This is a genomic window from Streptomyces sp. NPDC046805, from assembly GCF_040645355.1.
GTDB lineage: Bacteria > Actinomycetota > Actinomycetes > Streptomycetales > Streptomycetaceae > Streptomyces.
Map to the genome: position 1 here is coordinate 123,790 of NZ_JBEYYC010000007.1, position 16,429 is coordinate 140,218.

General features: G+C 72.8%; 13 protein-coding genes. 5 read left to right on the plus strand and 8 right to left on the minus strand.

Annotation, left to right across the window (positions count from 1 at the left end; translation table 11 throughout):
- Positions 1–73: 73 nt before the first annotated feature.
- Positions 74–1,141: a uroporphyrinogen decarboxylase gene (gene hemE, locus ABZ910_RS10315; RefSeq protein ID WP_361361606.1), complete on the plus strand. Its 1,068-nt coding sequence runs from the start codon at positions 74–76 to the stop codon at positions 1,139–1,141.
- Position 1,142: 1 nt separating this feature from the next.
- Here hemE and ABZ910_RS10320 read toward each other — a convergent pair whose 3' ends face one another.
- Positions 1,143–1,967, minus strand: coding sequence for a rhomboid family intramembrane serine protease (locus ABZ910_RS10320; RefSeq protein WP_361361608.1), 825 nt, complete (start codon positions 1,965–1,967; stop codon positions 1,143–1,145).
- Between the two features lie 109 nt (positions 1,968–2,076).
- Between ABZ910_RS10320 and ABZ910_RS10325 the strand changes: the two genes are divergently transcribed.
- Positions 2,077–2,361 (plus strand): hypothetical protein, encoded by a 285-nt coding sequence (locus ABZ910_RS10325; protein ID WP_361361610.1) that lies wholly within the window; start codon positions 2,077–2,079, stop codon positions 2,359–2,361.
- Between the two features lie 69 nt (positions 2,362–2,430).
- On the opposite strand, the gene ABZ910_RS10330 is transcribed toward ABZ910_RS10325, so the two are convergent.
- Both ABZ910_RS10330 and ABZ910_RS10335 read right to left on the minus strand, forming a co-directional pair.
- On the minus strand, positions 2,431–3,813 hold the full coding sequence (locus tag ABZ910_RS10330; RefSeq protein WP_361361612.1) for an FAD-dependent oxidoreductase: 1,383 nt from the start codon (positions 3,811–3,813) through the stop codon (positions 2,431–2,433).
- A gap of 27 nt (positions 3,814–3,840) precedes the next feature.
- Entirely contained in the window at positions 3,841–4,824 is a 984-nt protein-coding gene (locus ABZ910_RS10335) for a DUF4349 domain-containing protein (protein ID WP_361361614.1), read from the minus strand.
- Positions 4,825–5,021: 197 nt separating this feature from the next.
- Between ABZ910_RS10335 and hemG the strand changes: the two genes are divergently transcribed.
- The gene (hemG, locus tag ABZ910_RS10340) at positions 5,022–6,485 is read left to right on the plus strand and encodes a protoporphyrinogen oxidase (RefSeq protein WP_361361616.1); all 1,464 of its coding nucleotides are present in this window, start codon (positions 5,022–5,024) and stop codon (positions 6,483–6,485) included.
- A 5-nt stretch (positions 6,486–6,490) separates the two neighbouring features.
- Complete coding sequence (gene hemQ / locus ABZ910_RS10345; RefSeq protein WP_361361618.1) at positions 6,491–7,231, plus strand: hydrogen peroxide-dependent heme synthase; 741 nt, start codon at positions 6,491–6,493, stop codon at positions 7,229–7,231.
- 40 nt (positions 7,232–7,271) lie between these two features.
- Here the strand turns inward: hemQ and ABZ910_RS10350 are convergent, their stop codons facing one another.
- From ABZ910_RS10350 to ABZ910_RS10365, 4 genes are all read right to left on the minus strand, one after another.
- Positions 7,272–8,975: an alpha/beta hydrolase gene (locus ABZ910_RS10350; protein WP_361361620.1), complete on the minus strand. Its 1,704-nt coding sequence runs from the start codon at positions 8,973–8,975 to the stop codon at positions 7,272–7,274.
- Between the two features lie 120 nt (positions 8,976–9,095).
- Positions 9,096–9,881: a TIGR04222 domain-containing membrane protein gene (locus tag ABZ910_RS10355; protein WP_361361622.1), complete on the minus strand. Its 786-nt coding sequence runs from the start codon at positions 9,879–9,881 to the stop codon at positions 9,096–9,098.
- A 192-nt stretch (positions 9,882–10,073) separates the two neighbouring features.
- Positions 10,074–10,847, minus strand: coding sequence for a DUF4142 domain-containing protein (locus ABZ910_RS10360; protein ID WP_361361624.1), 774 nt, complete (start codon positions 10,845–10,847; stop codon positions 10,074–10,076).
- 119 nt (positions 10,848–10,966) lie between these two features.
- Positions 10,967–12,328, minus strand: coding sequence for a DUF692 domain-containing protein (locus ABZ910_RS10365; RefSeq protein ID WP_361361626.1), 1,362 nt, complete (start codon positions 12,326–12,328; stop codon positions 10,967–10,969).
- Between the two features lie 312 nt (positions 12,329–12,640).
- On the opposite strand from ABZ910_RS10365, the gene ABZ910_RS10370 reads away from it, so the two are divergent.
- Positions 12,641–14,881: a peptidoglycan recognition protein gene (locus ABZ910_RS10370; RefSeq protein WP_361361628.1), complete on the plus strand. Its 2,241-nt coding sequence runs from the start codon at positions 12,641–12,643 to the stop codon at positions 14,879–14,881.
- 109 nt (positions 14,882–14,990) lie between these two features.
- Here ABZ910_RS10370 and ABZ910_RS10375 read toward each other — a convergent pair whose 3' ends face one another.
- Positions 14,991–16,388: a serine/threonine-protein kinase gene (locus tag ABZ910_RS10375; protein WP_361361818.1), complete on the minus strand. Its 1,398-nt coding sequence runs from the start codon at positions 16,386–16,388 to the stop codon at positions 14,991–14,993.
- Positions 16,389–16,429: the final 41 nt, after the last annotated feature.

The window sequence follows — 16,429 nt, forward strand, 5'->3', positions numbered from 1 at the left end:
GGGAGAGACACCCTTAACGGCGCGGGTATGGGCGCGGGCGGTCCGGCTCGCGTGTCGTGCGAGACTTTTCGTCGTGAGTGCCAACGGAAGCCCTTCGGGCCAGCAGCCGACAGCGACGTACGACAGCGCCTTCCTCAAGGCGTGCCGGCGCGAGCCCGTACCGCACACCCCGGTGTGGTTCATGCGCCAGGCCGGCCGCTCCCTGCCCGAGTACCGCAAGGTGCGCGAGGGCATCCCGATGCTCGAGTCCTGCACGCGCCCCGAGCTGGTCACCGAGATCACGCTCCAGCCCGTGCGCCGGCACGGCGTGGACGCGGCGGTCTACTACAGCGACATCGTCGTACCGCTCAAGGCCATCGGGGTCGACCTCGACATCAAGCCCGGTGTCGGCCCGGTCGTCGAGCGCCCGATCCGTACCCGCGCCGACCTCGCCCAGCTGCGCGACCTCACGCCCGAGGACGTCTCCTACGTCACCGAGGCCATCGGCATGCTCACGCGCGAGCTCGGCGCGACCCCGCTGATCGGCTTCGCCGGCGCCCCGTTCACGCTGGCCAGCTATCTGATCGAGGGCGGTCCCTCGCGCACGTACGAGAACGCCAAGGCGATGATGTACGGCGACCCCGAGCTGTGGGCCGACCTGCTCGACCGCCTCGCCGACATCACGGCCGCCTTCCTCAAGGTGCAGATCGAGGCGGGTGCGAGCGCCGTCCAGCTCTTCGACTCCTGGGCCGGCGCCCTGGCCCCCGTCGACTATCGCCGCTCGGTGCTGCCCGCCTCCGCCAAGGTCTTCGAGGCCGTCGCCGGGTACGGCGTCCCGCGCATCCACTTCGGTGTCGGCACCGGTGAGCTGCTCGGCCTCATGGGCGAGGCCGGCGCGGACGTCGTCGGCGTCGACTGGCGCGTCCCGCTGGACGAGGCCGCCCGCCGCGTCGGCCCCGGCAAGGCGCTCCAGGGCAACCTCGACTCGACCGTCCTGTTCGCCGGCACCGAGGCCGTCGAGGCCAAGACCCGCGAGGTCCTGGACGCGGCCGCCGGCCTGGAGGGCCACGTCTTCAACCTCGGCCACGGCGTCATGCCGAACACCGACCCCGATGCGCTGACCCGCCTCACCGAGTACGTCCACACGCAGACCGCCCGCTGACTCACCACGTGTGCCGGGGCCGGGCCCGCCTGCCGAACAGCAGGCGGCGCGGTTCCGGCGGGGGCGGGGTGCCGGGCTTGAGCGGCCAGGCGATCAGCATGCCGACGACGAAGCCGACGACGTGCGCCGCGTACGCCACCGTTCCGGTGCCGGAGACGCCGTGGCCGGACGAGTACACCGCCTGCAGCCCGAACCAGAAGCCCAGCACCAGCCAGGCGGGCAGCCGCAGCGGCAGGAAGACCAGGAACGGGACCAGCACCCAGACCCGGGCCCGCGGATACAGCACCAGATAGGCGCCCAGCACTCCGGCGATCGCCCCGGACGCGCCGATCAGCGGGTCGCCCGAGTCGGCGTTGAGCAGCGCGAAGCCGTAGCCCGCCGCGTAGCCGCAGACGACGTAGAAGAGGAAGTACCGGATGTGGCCCATCCGGTCCTCCACGTTGTTGCCGAAGATCAGCAGGAAGAGCATGTTGCCGAGCAGGTGCAGCCAGCCGCCGTGCACGAACATCGCCGTGAAGACCGACAGCGGCGGCGACTTGGCGTAGGCGGCCGGGCCCACCACACAGCCCGGTCCGTGCGGGCCCACCCCGGTGCCACCGGTCGGGACCAGCCGGGGCATCTGATGGTGGATCAACTCACGGGGGACGGCCGCGTAGTGGTCCATGAAGGCCTGGAGATGGCACAACTGGGCAAGGTGGCCCGCTCCCGCCACGGAACCGCCCATGCCGGGCGTGGCCAGGAAGACGAGGACGTTGGCGGCGATGAGTGCGTACGTCACCCACGGGGTGCGTCGTACCGGGTTGATGTCATGGACGGGGATGACCACACAGGAGTAGTGCCCGCGATCCGGCGATCGAACCGGTGAACGCCGAGGGGCGCGTGCGCGTATGTCTCCTCGACCGACGCGGCTCCGCAACCGACGTGAGGACCAGGCCATGAACGACCGAGTCACTCCTGCGATGCAGGCCCTGCCCGACGGCGAGGCGGAGATCTCCCTTGTCGTGCGGCTCCCTTGGGAGGACGTCGCACGGCTCGGCCAGGAGGCGGGACGGCTCGCCTCGCAGAGGCAGCGGCCGGTGACGCTCGACGAGGCCGTCAGCCACCGGCTGCGGTCCAACCGGGCGTCCGCCGCCCACGCCAAGCCGGCCGGGGAGCAGCCGGCGGCCGTGACGTCCAGCACGTCGCTGACCTCGCTGCCGAGGATCAGCGGGACGGCGTAGGCACTCCCGGGCGACCTGGGTGATCTGAGTGACCTGGGCGACCTGGGCGGCGCGCCGGGCGCCCTGGCGTCACCCGGCCTCGCGCACCTTTGCCGTCGCCTTGCGGGCCGCCACCAGCACCGGGTCCCACACGGGGGAGAACGGCGGGGCGTAGCCCAGGTCCAGGGCGGTCATCTCCTCCACCGTCATCCGCGCGGTCAGCGCCACGGCGGCGATGTCGACCCGCTTGCCCGCGCCCTCCCGGCCGACGATCTGGACGCCGAGGAGGCGGCCCGTGCGGCGCTCGGCGAGCATCTTCACGGTCATGGGGGAGGCGCCGGGGTAGTAGCCCGCCCGGCTGGTCGACTCGATCGTGACCGTCTCGTACTGCAGGCCGACCCGGCGCGCGTCCTTCTCGCGCAGGCCGGTGCGCGCGATCTCGAGCTCGCAGACCTTGCTCACCGCCGTGCCGACCACGCCCGGGAAGGTGGCGTAACCGCCGCCGATGTTGGTGCCGATGACCTGGCCGTGCTTGTTGGCGTGGGTGCCGAGGGCGATGTGCCGCTCCTGTCCGGAGACCAGGTCGAGGACCTCGACGCAGTCGCCGCCGGCCCAGATGTTCTCGTGCCCGCGCACCCGCATCGCGCGGTCGGTGAGCAGCCCGCCGTACCGGCCGAGCGGGAGGTCCGCGGCCCGTGCGAGGGCGGTCTCGGGTCGTACGCCGATGCCCAGCACTACCACGTCCGCCGGGTACTCGGCGTCCTCCGTGGCCACCGCGCGCACGCGCCCGTCCGGCCCGACGAGCAGCTTGGTGACCTCGGCGTCGTCGACCATCGTGATGCCCATGCCCTCCATGGCGCGGCGCACCAGGCGGCCCATGTCGGGGTCGAGCGTGGACATCGGCTCCGAGGCGCGGTTGACGACCGTCACCTCGTAGCCGCGCCGGAGGAGCGCCTCCGCCATCTCGACGCCGATGTAGCCCGCCCCGACGACGACCGCCCGACGCCCGTCGGTGCGCGCCAGGCTGTCCAGCAGGGCCTGGCCGTCGTCGACGGTCTGCACGCCGTGTACCCCGGGGGCGTCCATGCCCGGCAGGTCCGGACGGACGGGGCGGGCGCCGGTGGCGATCACGAGATCGTCGTACGACGTCCAGGACTCGGCACCGGAATCGACGTCACGCGCGCGTACCCGCTGCCGGTCCACGTCGATCTCCGTGACCTCGGTGCACAGCCGTACGTCGATGCCCCGCGCGCGGTGCTCCTCGGGCGAGCGCGCGATCAGCTCCTCCCGGTCCGGGACGTCACCGCCGACCCAGTACGGGACGCCGCACGCGGAGTAGGAGGTGAAGTGGCCGCGCTCGAACGCCACGATCTCCAGCTCGCCGGGGTCCCGCATCCGGCGCGCCTGCGACGCCGCGGACATCCCCGCGGCGTCGCCACCGATCACGACGAGTCGTTTCATGCCGATGCCCATGTGAACACGCTACGGGCACAGGGCATTTCAGTCCGTCCGGCCCTCCTCGGCGCTGGGCTGGGGTCGGGGGTACGGCTGGATGGTGGGCGTGGACGTGGGGGCGGGAGCGGATGCGGAGGGGGCGCGGCGCGTCAGGCGGGGGCGTACGACCCGCAGCCACAGCAGCGCGAGGAGGGCCGCCAGCGCGGCGAAGGGGGCTACGGCGCCCAGGACCAGGGCTATCCAGCGCAGCATGGTGACGAAGGCGTGCCAGCCGCCGGACACCGCGTCCAGGAAACTCGGGTCGTCGTCCTTCGCGGCCTTCTTCACCGGCGTTTCGGACAGGGTGAGGGTGATGGTGGCCAGGTCGGTGCGGTCCTTCAGGGACGCCTGCTGGGCGAGCAGCGCTTCCAGGTCGGCCTCGCGGTGGCTCAACTCCCCTTCCAGCGTGACCACGTCACCGAGCTTGGTCGCCCGGTCCATCAGCGCGCGGATCCGGGCCACGCTCGCCCGCTGCGACTTGATGCGGCTCTCCACGTCCACGACCTGGTCGGTGACGTCCGTGGCCTTGGCGGTGCGGCTGATCAGCTTGCCCGCGCCCTGGAGGTCGGTGAGGACCTTGTCGTACGCGGAGCCGGGGACGCGCAGGACGATGCGGGTGCGCTCGTGGCCGTCGGAGTCGCGGAGGGTGTTCTCGTCGCCGACGTAGCCGCCCGCGTCCTCGGCCGCGGCACGGGCGTCGTCCAGCGCCGTGGGGACGTCCTTGACCCGCACCCTCAGGGAGGCGGTGCGGATGATGCTGCTCGTGGTGAGCCGGGGCGCCTTGGCGGCCTTGCCGTCGCCTGCCCTGCCGCCGCCCGGCATGCCGCCGCCGGCGCTGCCCGCCCCTTCCTGGGCGGCCGGCCCCGCGGCGGCCTTGTCGGAGCTGGTGCCCCCGGAGTCGGCGCTGCTGCACCCGGCGAGAGCGAGCGAGGCGGCGAGCAGGGTCCCGGCCAGGGCCCGGGCGGGTCGTACGGAATGTCGTGCGCGCATGGTGGCGGTACCCCCAGAGGTCGTGACGACTGACGTTCTTTCGACGCGCGACCCGCCCCGAACGTTGGCCGAAAACGGTCCCGATGCGGTCACGGTCCGGACTCACGGCGGACACCGCGGACACGGCGGATACGGCGACGCAGCGGCGCCGGTGCGGGGCGAGCCGGGCTGTCGGTCCGGTTTGAGAGAGTGGGGGCATGAGCGCAGAGGGCAGCAGCATGGGGCACGTCGTCGTCATCGGGGCCGGTGTCGCGGGGCTGGCCGCCGCGCATCGGCTGCTCGGGCGCGGGGCGAGCGTGACCGTGCTGGAGGCGTCCGACCGGGTCGGCGGCAAGCTGCTGCCCGGCGAGGTCGCGGGGGTGCGCGTCGACCTGGGGGCCGAGTCGATGCTCGCCCGGCGCCCCGAGGCCGTGGCTCTCGCGCGTGAGGTGGGCCTGGCCGAGCGTCTTCAGCCGCCGGGCACCGCGACGGCGTCGATCTGGACCCGCGGTGCCCTGCGCCCGATGCCCAAGGGGCATGTGATGGGCGTCCCCGGCACCGCCGCCGCCCTCACCGGCGTCCTCTCCGACGAGGGGCTCGCCCGCATCGAGCGCGACGCCGACCTGCCGCGCACGGAGGTCGGGGACGACGTGGCCGTGGGGGAGTACGTGGCGGCCCGCCTCGGCCGCGAGGTCGTCGACCGTCTGGTCGAGCCCCTCCTGGGCGGGGTCTACGCGGGCGACGCGTACCGCATCTCGATGCGCTCGGCCGTTCCCCAGCTCTTCGAGGCCGCGCAGGCCCACGACTCGCTCACGGAGGCGGTCCGCGCCATCCAGGAGAAGGCGGCCGCCCGGCAGCTGACCGGCCCGGTCTTCATGGGCATCGAGGGCGGTGTGAGCCAACTCCCGCTCGCGGTCGCCGAGTCGGTGCGGGCCCGTGGGGGCGAGATCCTGACCGGGGCGCCGGTGACGGAGCTGCGCAGGACGGCGCAGCCGCAGGGCGCCGGCTGGCGGATCGTCGCCGGGAGCCGCGTGCTGCGGGCCGACGCCGTCGTCGTCGCGCTGCCCGCAGCGGCCGCCGCCGGTCTCCTGCGCCCCGAGGCGCCCGCCGCCGCAGCCGAACTCGCCGCCGTCGAGTACGCCTCCATGGCCCTGGTCACCCTCGCCTACCGCCGCGCCGGCCTCGACCTCCCGCAGGGCAGCGGCTTCCTCGTCCCGCCCGTCGACGGACGCACGATCAAGGCGTCGACCTTCGCCTCCCAGAAGTGGGGCTGGATCGCCGACCAGGACCCGGACGTGGTCGTGCTGCGCACCTCCGTGGGGCGGTACGGCGAGACGGAGATCCTCGGCCGCGGGGACGCCGACCTGGTGGACGTCTCGCGCCGCGACCTGCGCGCGGCCACCGGCCTCGACAGCGCGCCCCTCGAAACCCGCGTCACCCGCTGGACCGACGGCCTGCCCCAGTACCCCGTCGGCCACCACGCGCGCGTGGCCCGCATCCGCGAGCACGTCGCCAAGCTGCCGGGCCTCGCGGTCTGCGGCGCCGTGTACGACGGCGTCGGCATCCCGGCGTGCATCGCGAGCGCGTATGCGGCGGTGGATCAGCTCGGCGGTGACCTGGAGGGAGTGGAGGAACTCACGGCCCACCCGGTGCAGAGTCTGCACGGCGGAGCGGGAGAATAGGGACCATGAGTGACGACGCCTCCACCACCGCGACCCCCGAGTCCGGCAGGATCCCGAACAAGGGCAAGCTGGCCAAGGACCTCAACGAGGTCATCCGCTACACCCTGTGGTCGGTCTTCAAGCTGAAGGACGTGCTGCCCGAGGACCGCTCCGGCTACGCCGACGAGGTCCAGGAGCTGTTCGACCAGCTCGCCGCCAAGGGCGTGACCATCCGCGGCACGTACGACGTCTCCGGCCTGCGCGCCGACGCCGACGTCATGATCTGGTGGCACGCCGAGACGAGCGACCAGCTCCAGGAGGCGTACAACCTCTTCCGTCGCACGAAGCTGGGCCGCGCGCTGGAGCCGGTCTGGTCGAACATGGCGCTGCACCGCCCGGCCGAGTTCAACCGCGCGCACATCCCGGCGTTCCTCGCCGACGAGACGCCGCGCGACTACGTCAGCGTCTACCCCTTCGTGCGCTCCTACGACTGGTACCTGCTGCCGGACGAGGACCGCCGCCGCATGCTGGCCGACCACGGCAAGATGGCCCGCGGCTACCCGGACGTGCGCGCCAACACGGTCGCCTCGTTCTCGCTGGGCGACTACGAGTGGATCCTCGCCTTCGAGGCCGACGAGCTGTACCGCATCGTCGACCTCATGCGCCACCTGCGTGCCTCCGAGGCCCGCCGGCACGTCCGCGAGGAGGTCCCGTTCTACACGGGCCGCCGCAAGGACATCGGGGACCTCGTCGCGGGCCTCGCCTGACCAGTCTGCTCAGCCCGACCAGTCCTGCGGCTCGGCCTGCTCAGCCCCGTTCGGCCTTGCCCTTCATCGAATCCCGCAGGGCCTGCCGGTCGTCGGCGCCACCCGGTGCCTTCGTATCCGCATTCGGATCCGCCTTCGCATCCGTCGTCGGCTTCGTCTTCGGTTCCGGCTTCGGCTCCGGGTGGGGTGAGCAGGTCGCGCGCCGCACCGGGAGGCGTCCCTCCAGCAGGTACGCCTCCAGGTGCGCGTTGACGCACTGGTTCGGGCCGCCCGCGATGCCGTGCGTCCCGGCGTCCCGCTCGGTCACCAGGACCGAACCGCCCAACCGCCGGTTCATCTCCAGAGCTCCGTCGTACGGCGTGGCCGCGTCCCGCTCGGCCGCCAGGATCAGCGTCGGAGGCAGCTCACCGGGCGCGGTGCGGACGTCGAGGGGCTGCTGCCGGGGCGCCGGCCAGTAGGCGCACGGCAGGTTCATCCAGACGTTGTCCCAGGTCTCGAAGGGCGCCACGCGCGCGAGCCGCGTGTTGTCGCGGTCCCACACCTTCCAGTCCGTCGGCCAGGGGGCGTCGTTGCACTCGACGGCGGTGTAGACCGCGCTGCTGTTCTCGGCGTCGGTGGCCGTCTCCGGGCTCGGCGAGGCGAGCCGCACCAGCGGCTCCGCGTCGCCCTTCAGGTACGCCGACAGTGCCTCGGCGCGGTTCGGCCAGAGGTCGTCGTAGTACCCGGCCGCCAGGAACGCGCCCTGCAGCTGCTCGGGCCCGACCTTGCCGCCCGCGGGCTTCCTGGCCAGCCGCGACCGTGCCGTGTCGTAGGAGTGCTGCACCTTGGCGGCCGTGTCGCCGAGCCCGTACACGTCGTGGTGCCGGGCGACCCACTCGCGAAAGTCCGTCCAGCGGCTCTCGAAGACGGCCGACTGCTCCAGGTTGTTGCGGTACCAGATCTGCGCGGGGTCCGGGTTCACCGCCGAGTCCAGCACCATCCGCCGCACGTGCGAGGGGAACAGCGTCGCGTACACGGCCCCGAAGTAGGTGCCGTACGAGGCCCCCATGAAGGTCAGCTTCTCCTCGTGCAGCGCGGCGCGCAGGACGTCCAGGTCGCGGGCGTTGTTGAGCGAGTTGTAGTACTGCAGTGCCTTTCCGGACCGCTCGGCGCAGCCGCGCGTGTAGGCCTTCGCCTCCGCGATGCGCTTCTTCTTGTACGCCTCGGAGGGGTGCGTCGGCGCCTGGGAGGGCGCCTTGAAGAAGTTCTTCGGGTCCTTGCAGGACAGCGGCGCCGAGCGGCCCACCCCGCGCGGGGCATAGCCGACGAGGTCGTACGAGGCCGCGATCCGCTTCCACTCGGCCACCCGGCCGACCAGCGGGAACTCCATGCTGGAGGCGCCCGGACCGCCCGGGTTGTAGACGAGGGCACCCTGGCGGGGCACCCTGCGCTTGCTGTTGCGCGGGTCCGTGTGGGTGGCCCGCACCCGGCTGACGGTCAGTTCGATCTGCTTGCCCCGCGGCCTCGTGTAGTCCAGCGGGACGGACACCGTGCCGCACTCGAGGATGTCCGACGGCTGATCGTCCGGGCACGTGCCGAAGTCGATGCCGGCGGCGCGGGCGCGCTCGGCGGCCACCGCGGTGCCGCGCACCTCGGCCGCCGCCCGCAGGGCAGCCGGCGTGTCCGGTGCGCTGCCCGCCGAGGCGGCGGTGAGGGTGGTCAGGAGCAAGGACCCGGCGGCCGAGTAGAGGGCGGCAGCTCTCATCGCATATCCCTTCGGTGCACGCTGGCGACAAAAGGGATGGTTCGTCCGGCGGTTGACGAAGGCAAGCACCGCCCGCCGGTGTCGGCGTCAATACTCCCTGTGCGCCCCCTGGGAGTGCGCTCACTCCCGCCAGGGCTGGTCGCGGTGTGTGAGGGCCGCGCGCAGTTCGGGCTCGCCGATCGCGCGGATGCCGCGTACGGCGACGGAGGTGAGGTACGTACGGTCGTCGCCGTCACCGGTGGTGCGCCGCGTCAGCGCGCCGAGCAGCCGCTGCCCGGCGGGGGAGGCCCAGCGCGCGTACGGCTGCACCTCGACGCGGGTGATCGCGAGACAGCTCAGGGTCAGGGTGAGCGGGAGCGTGAACCACAGGGCCACCAGGTGGCGCGGCATCTCGGTCTGAGCGGGCATCAGCAGCGCCGCCACGCCCAGCGCGGCCACGCCCACGGCGGCGGCCCGCACCTGGCGGATCCCGGACGCCACGGTCGTACGAGCCCCGTCGGGCACCGCCAGGCCCGCCCGCACCAGTCCCTCGGCGAGACGCCGCACGGCGTCCGCGCCCGCCGCGGCCGCTCGCACCGGCGCTATCCGGGACTGCCCCTCCGGTCCGATCGCCCCTATCACCGACCGCTCCATGTCGTCCCGGCCGCGCGGGTCGACGACGGTCGCCCAGCCGGTGTGCGCGAGCAGCAGCCGCCGCTGCCGCGCCATGGAGACCATGGTGAGCTCGGCCACGCGCGCGGGGCCGCCCGACAGGAACGCCGCCTCGTACAGCGTCAGATCGTGCTCGCGGCCCGCGGCCGGGGCGCCGGTGTCGACGGCTGCCGCGCGTACGGCGGCCAGACACAGTCGCGTACACGCCGTACCGGCGACCGCCCAGGCCAGCAGCAGGAGAAGGACCCAGAACATGACGCGTTTCTATGCCAGCGGTCTGGGAAACGCCATGCCTTGTTCAGCATCCGGACGGAGTGTTGCCGGTATGTGACGTTCCGTATTTTGCGGCTAAACCGCCGCCGCTCTCGCGGACGTGGTTGCTCGCCGCGGGGGTTGGCCAATTAGTTGGTTGCGGTATCGGGTCGCCTTCTTGGGCTCGGCGCCGTTTCAAGGTTGCTGTGGGGGCGGGCTGAACGCCGCCGGTGGCAGTGGGTAGCTCGGCGACGCGGACGGGGTCACCGGGATCGCCGCACTCGGATCGACGGCGGGCACGGGGGAGTTGGCCGCCGACGGGGCGCCGGTTGCCGCCAACTCCCTTGCCAGCGCGGCGAAGTCGACGTATCCCGTGGCCTCCAGGACCTTGATGTGGTCCAGCACGGTGTCGTTGGCGTCGTCGGCGAGGTCGCGCACCAGGGAGTTCTGGGTGCTCGCCCGTATCTGGGCGACCACCGGAAAGACCCTGCCGTGCGCCAGCCGCACGATACCCACGAACTCGCGGTCGAAGTCCCGTCCGCGCGCCGCGCGGAGGCTCGCGAGCCACTGCTTCTGCTGCGGAGTGGGCTCGTTGGGCAGCGCGAGACCGAGCCGGGACGCCACGTCGCGCACATGCGCGTCCAGGGACGTGTGGCCGTCGACGAGATGCCGCCCGGCGGTGCGTACGGCCTCGGTGGTGCCCCTTTGCTCCGCCAATTCACCGGCGGGCAGCTCCCACAGCCCGGCCAGCCGGACCTTGGTGACGAAGTCCCGGTCCTGCGGGGAAAGCGGACCGTACGGCGTCGCCACGGTCGGGGCGTTCAGCACGTCCGCACCGGCCGACCCGGAGCGGTCGGCGTACGACCAGATCGGGAAGAGCAGCGCGACGACGGTGGCCGCCATGCCGGTGACGAGGATCCCGGTACCGCTGAAGATGCCTCGGCCCTTGATCGGGGGACGCGGTCGCATGGTGCCTCCTGCTTGCGGCACCGCACGCAAGGGTGCTGTCGAATGGGTGCGGGATGGGCATCGTACTGCGCGGTGCGCGTGCCCTGACGGCGCCCGTCATGTCCTCCCGGCAGCACCCGTCACCCCCTCCGCGCCAGCGCCCTCCGTGCCGCTCGGGCGACCCGGACGACCGGCCGCCGGGAACGCGGCATCGGCCCCGACCGGTCCAGCCACCACTCCCGCAACTCCCGCCGTACGGCCGCGTCCTGGGGCCGCCCCTCGGCCAGCAGGCGCCCGGCGAAGTCCAGCGCGTCCCGTCGGTATCCCCCGGTCATCGGCTGCCCCTGCGCGTACCGGAGGAACATCGGCCGGTATCCCTCGCCCAGGATCTCCGGCAGCTCGGGTGCGACCTGGGCCACCACCTGCGCCCGCTTCACGGTGAGCGCCCGCGCCTGTACGCCCATCCGCACCCGGTCGAACCCCTCGGGCACGGGCGTGCCGGCCACCAGCGCGGACAGCACCGCGGCCTGCGCGAGACCGAGCCGCTCCCTGACGGTCTCGGTGACCGTCTCCGTGGCCGTCTCGGCGGCTGCTTCAGCGGCGGGTGGCTGGGGCGGCGGGGCGACCGGCCGCGGCGCGGGGTCGTCGTCGACGCGTCGGAGCGCGGCGCCCGCCGCGACCGCCTCCCGAATGGCCGCTGTCTCCCGTATCAACTCCCTTTCCACCTCGGCCGGTTCGGGGAAGTTGTCGTCCCGCTCCAGCAGGACCCCGGGCGGTGCGACGCGAGCGGCGAGGTCGGTCAGGATGTCGAGGACCGGCTGCGGGACGGGGTGGGCGTGACTGTCGTGCCATACGCCCTCACGCTCGACGCCGCCCGCGACATGCACGTACGCCAGGGCCTCCAGGGGCAGTTCGGCGAGCGCCTTGGCCGGGTCCTCGCCCCGGTTGACGTGGTTGGTGTGCAGGTTGGCCACGTCGATCAGAAGCCGCACCCCGGTCCGCTCGACCAGCTCGTACAGGAACTGCCCCTCCGTCATCTCCTCTCCCGGCCAGGAGATCAGCGCGGCGATGTTCTCCAGCGCGAGCGGCACGGGCAGCGCGTCCTGCGCGATGCGCACGTTCGCGCACAGCACGTCGAGGGCGTCCCGGGTGCGCGGCACGGGCAGCAGGTGGCCCGCCTCCAGGCGCGGGGAGGCGGTCAGCGGCCCGCCGGCCCGCACGAAGGCGATGTGCTCGGTGACCAGCGGCGCGCCGAGCGCCGTCGCCCGCTCGGCGAGGGCCGTCAGCCGCCCCGCGTCGGGCCGGTCCGCGCCGCCGAGACCGAGGGAGACGCCGTGCGGGACCACGGTGACCCCGCGCTCGCGCAGGCGCAGCAACGACGCGGGAAGGTGCCCGGGGCACACGTTCTCCGCGACGACCTCGACCCAGTCGATGCCCGGCATCCGCTCCACCGCGTCCGCGGTCTCCGGCCGCCAGCCGATCCCCGTCCCCAGTCCCCGCATGACCGTTCCCCCTCCGTCAGGTGACCGGGGTATCGCCCCGGCGCCCGGGCCCGAACCTCGCTCACCGCACCTTCAGAGCAAGATTTGAGGTTCCCTCGGACCGGCGCGCGCATGGTTAATCGCGCGAGGTGAGTGATCTGCGTCACGATTGGCCGCTTCCCCGTGATGTTCGCCCCTCGGGGCGCGCTGGAGGGGTGGGGCATGTGTGTGACAGGTGTGCCTCAAGTGACCTTTTCCTGTGGCCTGCTTCGGCCTATTTGGGGTGGATTCTTCGTGAGTCGTCGTACGACACGTGCGTATAGACCGTTGAGCATGAAACGGCGGGCCTGGCTGACGCTGGGCGCGGTGGTCCTGGGGGGCGGCGGCGTGGTGACCTACGCGGTGGCCAGCCCCTCCGGCGATGGTGGCCGGCCCAAGCGGCCGGTGAAGGTCTACGACCTCGCGCTGAAGGGCACCGCGGCCGACAAGCGCGAGCTGTCGCGCACGGACACCGAGCAGTTCTCGATGCTCGGTGTCTCCTGGACGGGCGCCGCCACGCGGCTCCACGGCACCGCGCAGGTGAGCACTCGCAGCAGCGACAGCGGCCAGTGGAGCGCCTGGCACGACCTGGAGGTGAACGCCGACCCGGTGGAGCATCCCGGCCCCGGTATGCGCGGCTCGTCCGAGCCGATGTGGGTCGGTGCCTCCGACGGCGTCCAGGTCCGGGTCGTCCGCAAGGACGGCACGACCGGCGCGCTGCCCAAGGGACTTGAGGTCAACCTGGTCGACCCGGGCGTGGTGACCGACGCCGAGACGAAGACCGGCGGCAGCGGGTCCGAGCCCGCCGCGTTCGCCGCCGACGTGACCCCGGGCGCCACGGACAGTACGTCCGCCGACCCGGCCGCACCGAGCGACTCCGCGTCCGCCGCGCCGACGGACGCAGCGACCGACACCACGTCCGCCGACCCGACCGCCTCGGGCTCCGCGGCCCCGTCGGACAGCGCGTCCGCGAGCCCCTCGGACAGCGCGCCGTCCGTGCCTCCCGCGCCGCCGTCCACCGTGCCCGAACCGCCGATCACCTCGCGTGCCGGATGGGGCGCAGACGAGTCGATCAGCTCCGACCCGTCGGAGTACAACGCGGACGTGAAGGCCGTGTTCGTGCACCACACGGACGGGGCCAACGACTACTCGTGCGCCGACTCGGCCTCGATCGTGCGCGGCATCTACGCGTACCACGTGCAGGTCAACGGCTGGAACGACATCGGCTACAACTTCCTCGTCGACAAGTGCGGCACCATTTTCGAGGGCCGCAAGGGCGGCGTCGACCGGCCCGTGCTCGGCGCGCACACCTACGGCTGGAACCGGGAGTCCGCGGGCATCGCGGTGCTCGGTGAGTACACCTCGACCAGCGCCACGAACGCCGCGATGACGTCGATCGCCCGTATCGCCGCCTGGAAGCTCGGCCAGTACGGCGCCGACCCGGGCAGCACGGTCGACCTCACCGCGGGCGCCACCCAGACGAACGGCCTCGGCAAGAGTTTCACGGCGGGCAGCAAGTACACCTTCCAGCGCATCTCCGGCCACCGCGACGGCTACAACACCGCGTGCCCCGGCAACACCCTCTACTCCCAACTGCCCGCCATCCGCACTCTCGCGGCCGGTCCGGTGCAGGGCCTGAAGGCCACCTCGGTGGACGGCGCGGGCCTGTCGGGCTCGACGTACTACACCAAGGGCGCCATCACGGTGCACTGGACGGCGACCACGCCGGCCTCGCTGATCTCCAAGTTCGAGCTCCTGGTCGACGGCAAGAGCGTCGCGACCGCCGCCGGTACGGCCACCTCCGCCGGTGCCACGCTGCCCCTGGGGACCCACACGGTCGCCGTGCGGGCCGTGCACCAGTCGGGCAAGGCGGCGACCAGCGCCGCGCTGAACGTCGTCGCCGAGACGACCGCACCGACCTTCACCACGTCGCCGAAGCTCTCCCTGCGCGGCGGCACCGTCAACACCAGTGCCGTCCCGGTCACCCTCGGCTGGAAGGCCACCGACGACAAGGCCCTGCGCCAGGTGAAGCTGCTGTCCCCCACGGCGGTCACCTACGGCCCGACCACCACCAGCTCCAGCCGTACCGCCGCGTCCGGCACCGCCACCACCTGGTCGATGCGCGCCTATGACTACGCGGGCAACTACCGCACGTCCTCGCCGTCGTACACGCCGATGATCCTGCAGGAGACCTCGGCCACCAAGTCCGGTACCTGGACCGCCCGTTCCTCCTCCAGCTACCTCGGCGGCAAGTCCTACTCGAGCGGTTCCAAGGGCGCGAGCCTCAGCTGGACCTTCACCGGTCGCTCCGCGGCCTGGGTGGTCTCCCGCGCCTCCGGCTCCGGTCAGGCGTACGTCTACGTCGACGGCACCAAGGTCAGCACCGTGGACCTGAAGTCCACCAGCACCCTGTACCGCCAGGCGATCTGGACCAAGACGTGGTCCAGCAGTGCCGCGCACACCGTCAAGATCGTCGTGGTCGGCACCAGCGGCCGTCCCACCGTCACCACCGACGGTCTCGTCTACATCAAGTAACACCCGGGCAGGCAACGCCTGTCGGCACGAAGAAGCCCCGGTCTTCACGACGCGTACTGCGAGTACGGCGTCGTGAAGGCCGGGGCTCTTTGCCGGACGGGCGCCGGGATCAGTCCTTGCCGCCCTTGTGCCCGCCCTTGCGCTCCTTCGCCTGCTCGGGGTTCCGCGCCCCCGGGCCGCCGTCCCCGTGGTGTTCCCCGTCCTCGCCGCCGGCCGGTACGGCGGCCGGGCCGGACGGCGTGGCCGCGGGTGCGCTCGGCTGCGACGCCTGGGCGGGAGCCGTGGTGTTCTGCGCGTCCGTCGGGGGCGTCTGCGCCGAGCTGTCGTCGGGGGAGAACCAGGCCATGCCGAGCAGCAACGCCCCGGCGAAGAGCGCCGCTCCGGCGACGAGGCCCACCGCTCTCGGCCGGCGCGCGACGGAGTCGCGGACTCCCGGCCGCTGCTTGCGCCGCGTAGACCGCGACTGCCCGGTGCCGCCGACGGCCGACGGGAGCGCGTACGTGGTGGCGGATCCGGAAGATCCGGAAGATGCGGAGCCGGGGACCGTGGAGTGCGCACCGGTCCCGCGCCGTGCCCCCGTCCCGGTCCCGCGTCGTGCCCCGGTCCCGGGCCGTGCCCCGGTCCCCGTCGCGGTCGTACGCGGCGCCCCTGCTCTTGAGGCGGCGGACGGCGCGGCGGCCGGGAGCGGCTCGGGGCGTCCTCTCCAGGCACCCGCGGTGAACCACTCGGCCGCCTGACGCGCCGTCGGGCGGTCCTCGGGCTGCTTGGCGAGGAGACCGAGCAGGTAGTTCTCGAAGGCGGGCGGCAGCGCGACGCCGAGCTCACGCAGCGGTACGGGGGCCTTGTCGAGGTGCTGGTGGAGGACCGCGACGGCGTTGTCGGCCTGGAACGGCGGGCGCCCGCTGAGCAGTTGGTAGAGCACGCAGCCGAGCGAGTAGACGTCGGACGGCGGTCCCGCGGGCTTGCCGAGGGCGCGCTCGGGCGCGAGGTACAGGCTCGTTCCGACGATCTGCCCGGTCGCGGTGAGCGCGGCGCCCGGGTCGTCCACGAAGCGCGCGATGCCGAAGTCGCCGATCTTCACGGAGCCGTCGGCGTCGACGAGCAGGTTGCCGGGCTTGATGTCCCGGTGGACGATGCCCTGTTCGTGCGCGACGGCGAGCCCGGCGGCAGCCTGGGCGGCCATACGGGCCACCTCGTCGGCCTGCAGCGAGCCCGCGTCCGAGAGCACACGGGCGAGGCTGTCGCCCTCGACCAGCTCCATGACCAGGAACAGCCGTCCCTCCTGCTCGCCGAAGTCGAGGACGCCGACCACGTGGGGGTGGCTGAGCCGGCCGGCGGTCTCGGCCTCCAGACGGAAGCGGGAGGCGGCGGTGGGGTCGGAGTCCTGGGAGAGCAGGAGCTTGACGGCGACCGCTCTGTCGAGCATCTCGTCCTGCGCCCGCCAGACCTCCCCCATCGCGCCTCGCCCGATGGTCGTGTGCAGCCGATACCGGCCCGCTATCAGCACCTGTTGTTTCATCCTCACGCCGTGAGACGACTCGACCGCTG

Bases quoted from the DNA above. Each gene is read 5' to 3' on its own strand.
- ABZ910_RS10325 (WP_361361610.1), top strand. From the start codon at position 2,077: ATGAACGACCGAGTCACTCCTGCGATGCAGGCCCTGCCCGACGGCGAG.
- ABZ910_RS10330 (WP_361361612.1), bottom strand. From the start codon at position 3,813: ATGGGCATCGGCATGAAACGACTCGTCGTGATCGGTGGCGACGCCGCG.
- ABZ910_RS10335 (WP_361361614.1), bottom strand. From the start codon at position 4,824: ATGCGCGCACGACATTCCGTACGACCCGCCCGGGCCCTGGCCGGGACC.
- hemG (WP_361361616.1), top strand. From the start codon at position 5,022: ATGAGCGCAGAGGGCAGCAGCATGGGGCACGTCGTCGTCATCGGGGCC.
- hemQ (WP_361361618.1), top strand. From the start codon at position 6,491: ATGAGTGACGACGCCTCCACCACCGCGACCCCCGAGTCCGGCAGGATC.
- ABZ910_RS10350 (WP_361361620.1), bottom strand. From the start codon at position 8,975: ATGAGAGCTGCCGCCCTCTACTCGGCCGCCGGGTCCTTGCTCCTGACC.
- ABZ910_RS10355 (WP_361361622.1), bottom strand. From the start codon at position 9,881: ATGTTCTGGGTCCTTCTCCTGCTGCTGGCCTGGGCGGTCGCCGGTACG.
- ABZ910_RS10360 (WP_361361624.1), bottom strand. From the start codon at position 10,847: ATGCGACCGCGTCCCCCGATCAAGGGCCGAGGCATCTTCAGCGGTACC.
- ABZ910_RS10365 (WP_361361626.1), bottom strand. From the start codon at position 12,328: ATGCGGGGACTGGGGACGGGGATCGGCTGGCGGCCGGAGACCGCGGAC.
- ABZ910_RS10370 (WP_361361628.1), top strand. From the start codon at position 12,641: ATGAAACGGCGGGCCTGGCTGACGCTGGGCGCGGTGGTCCTGGGGGGC.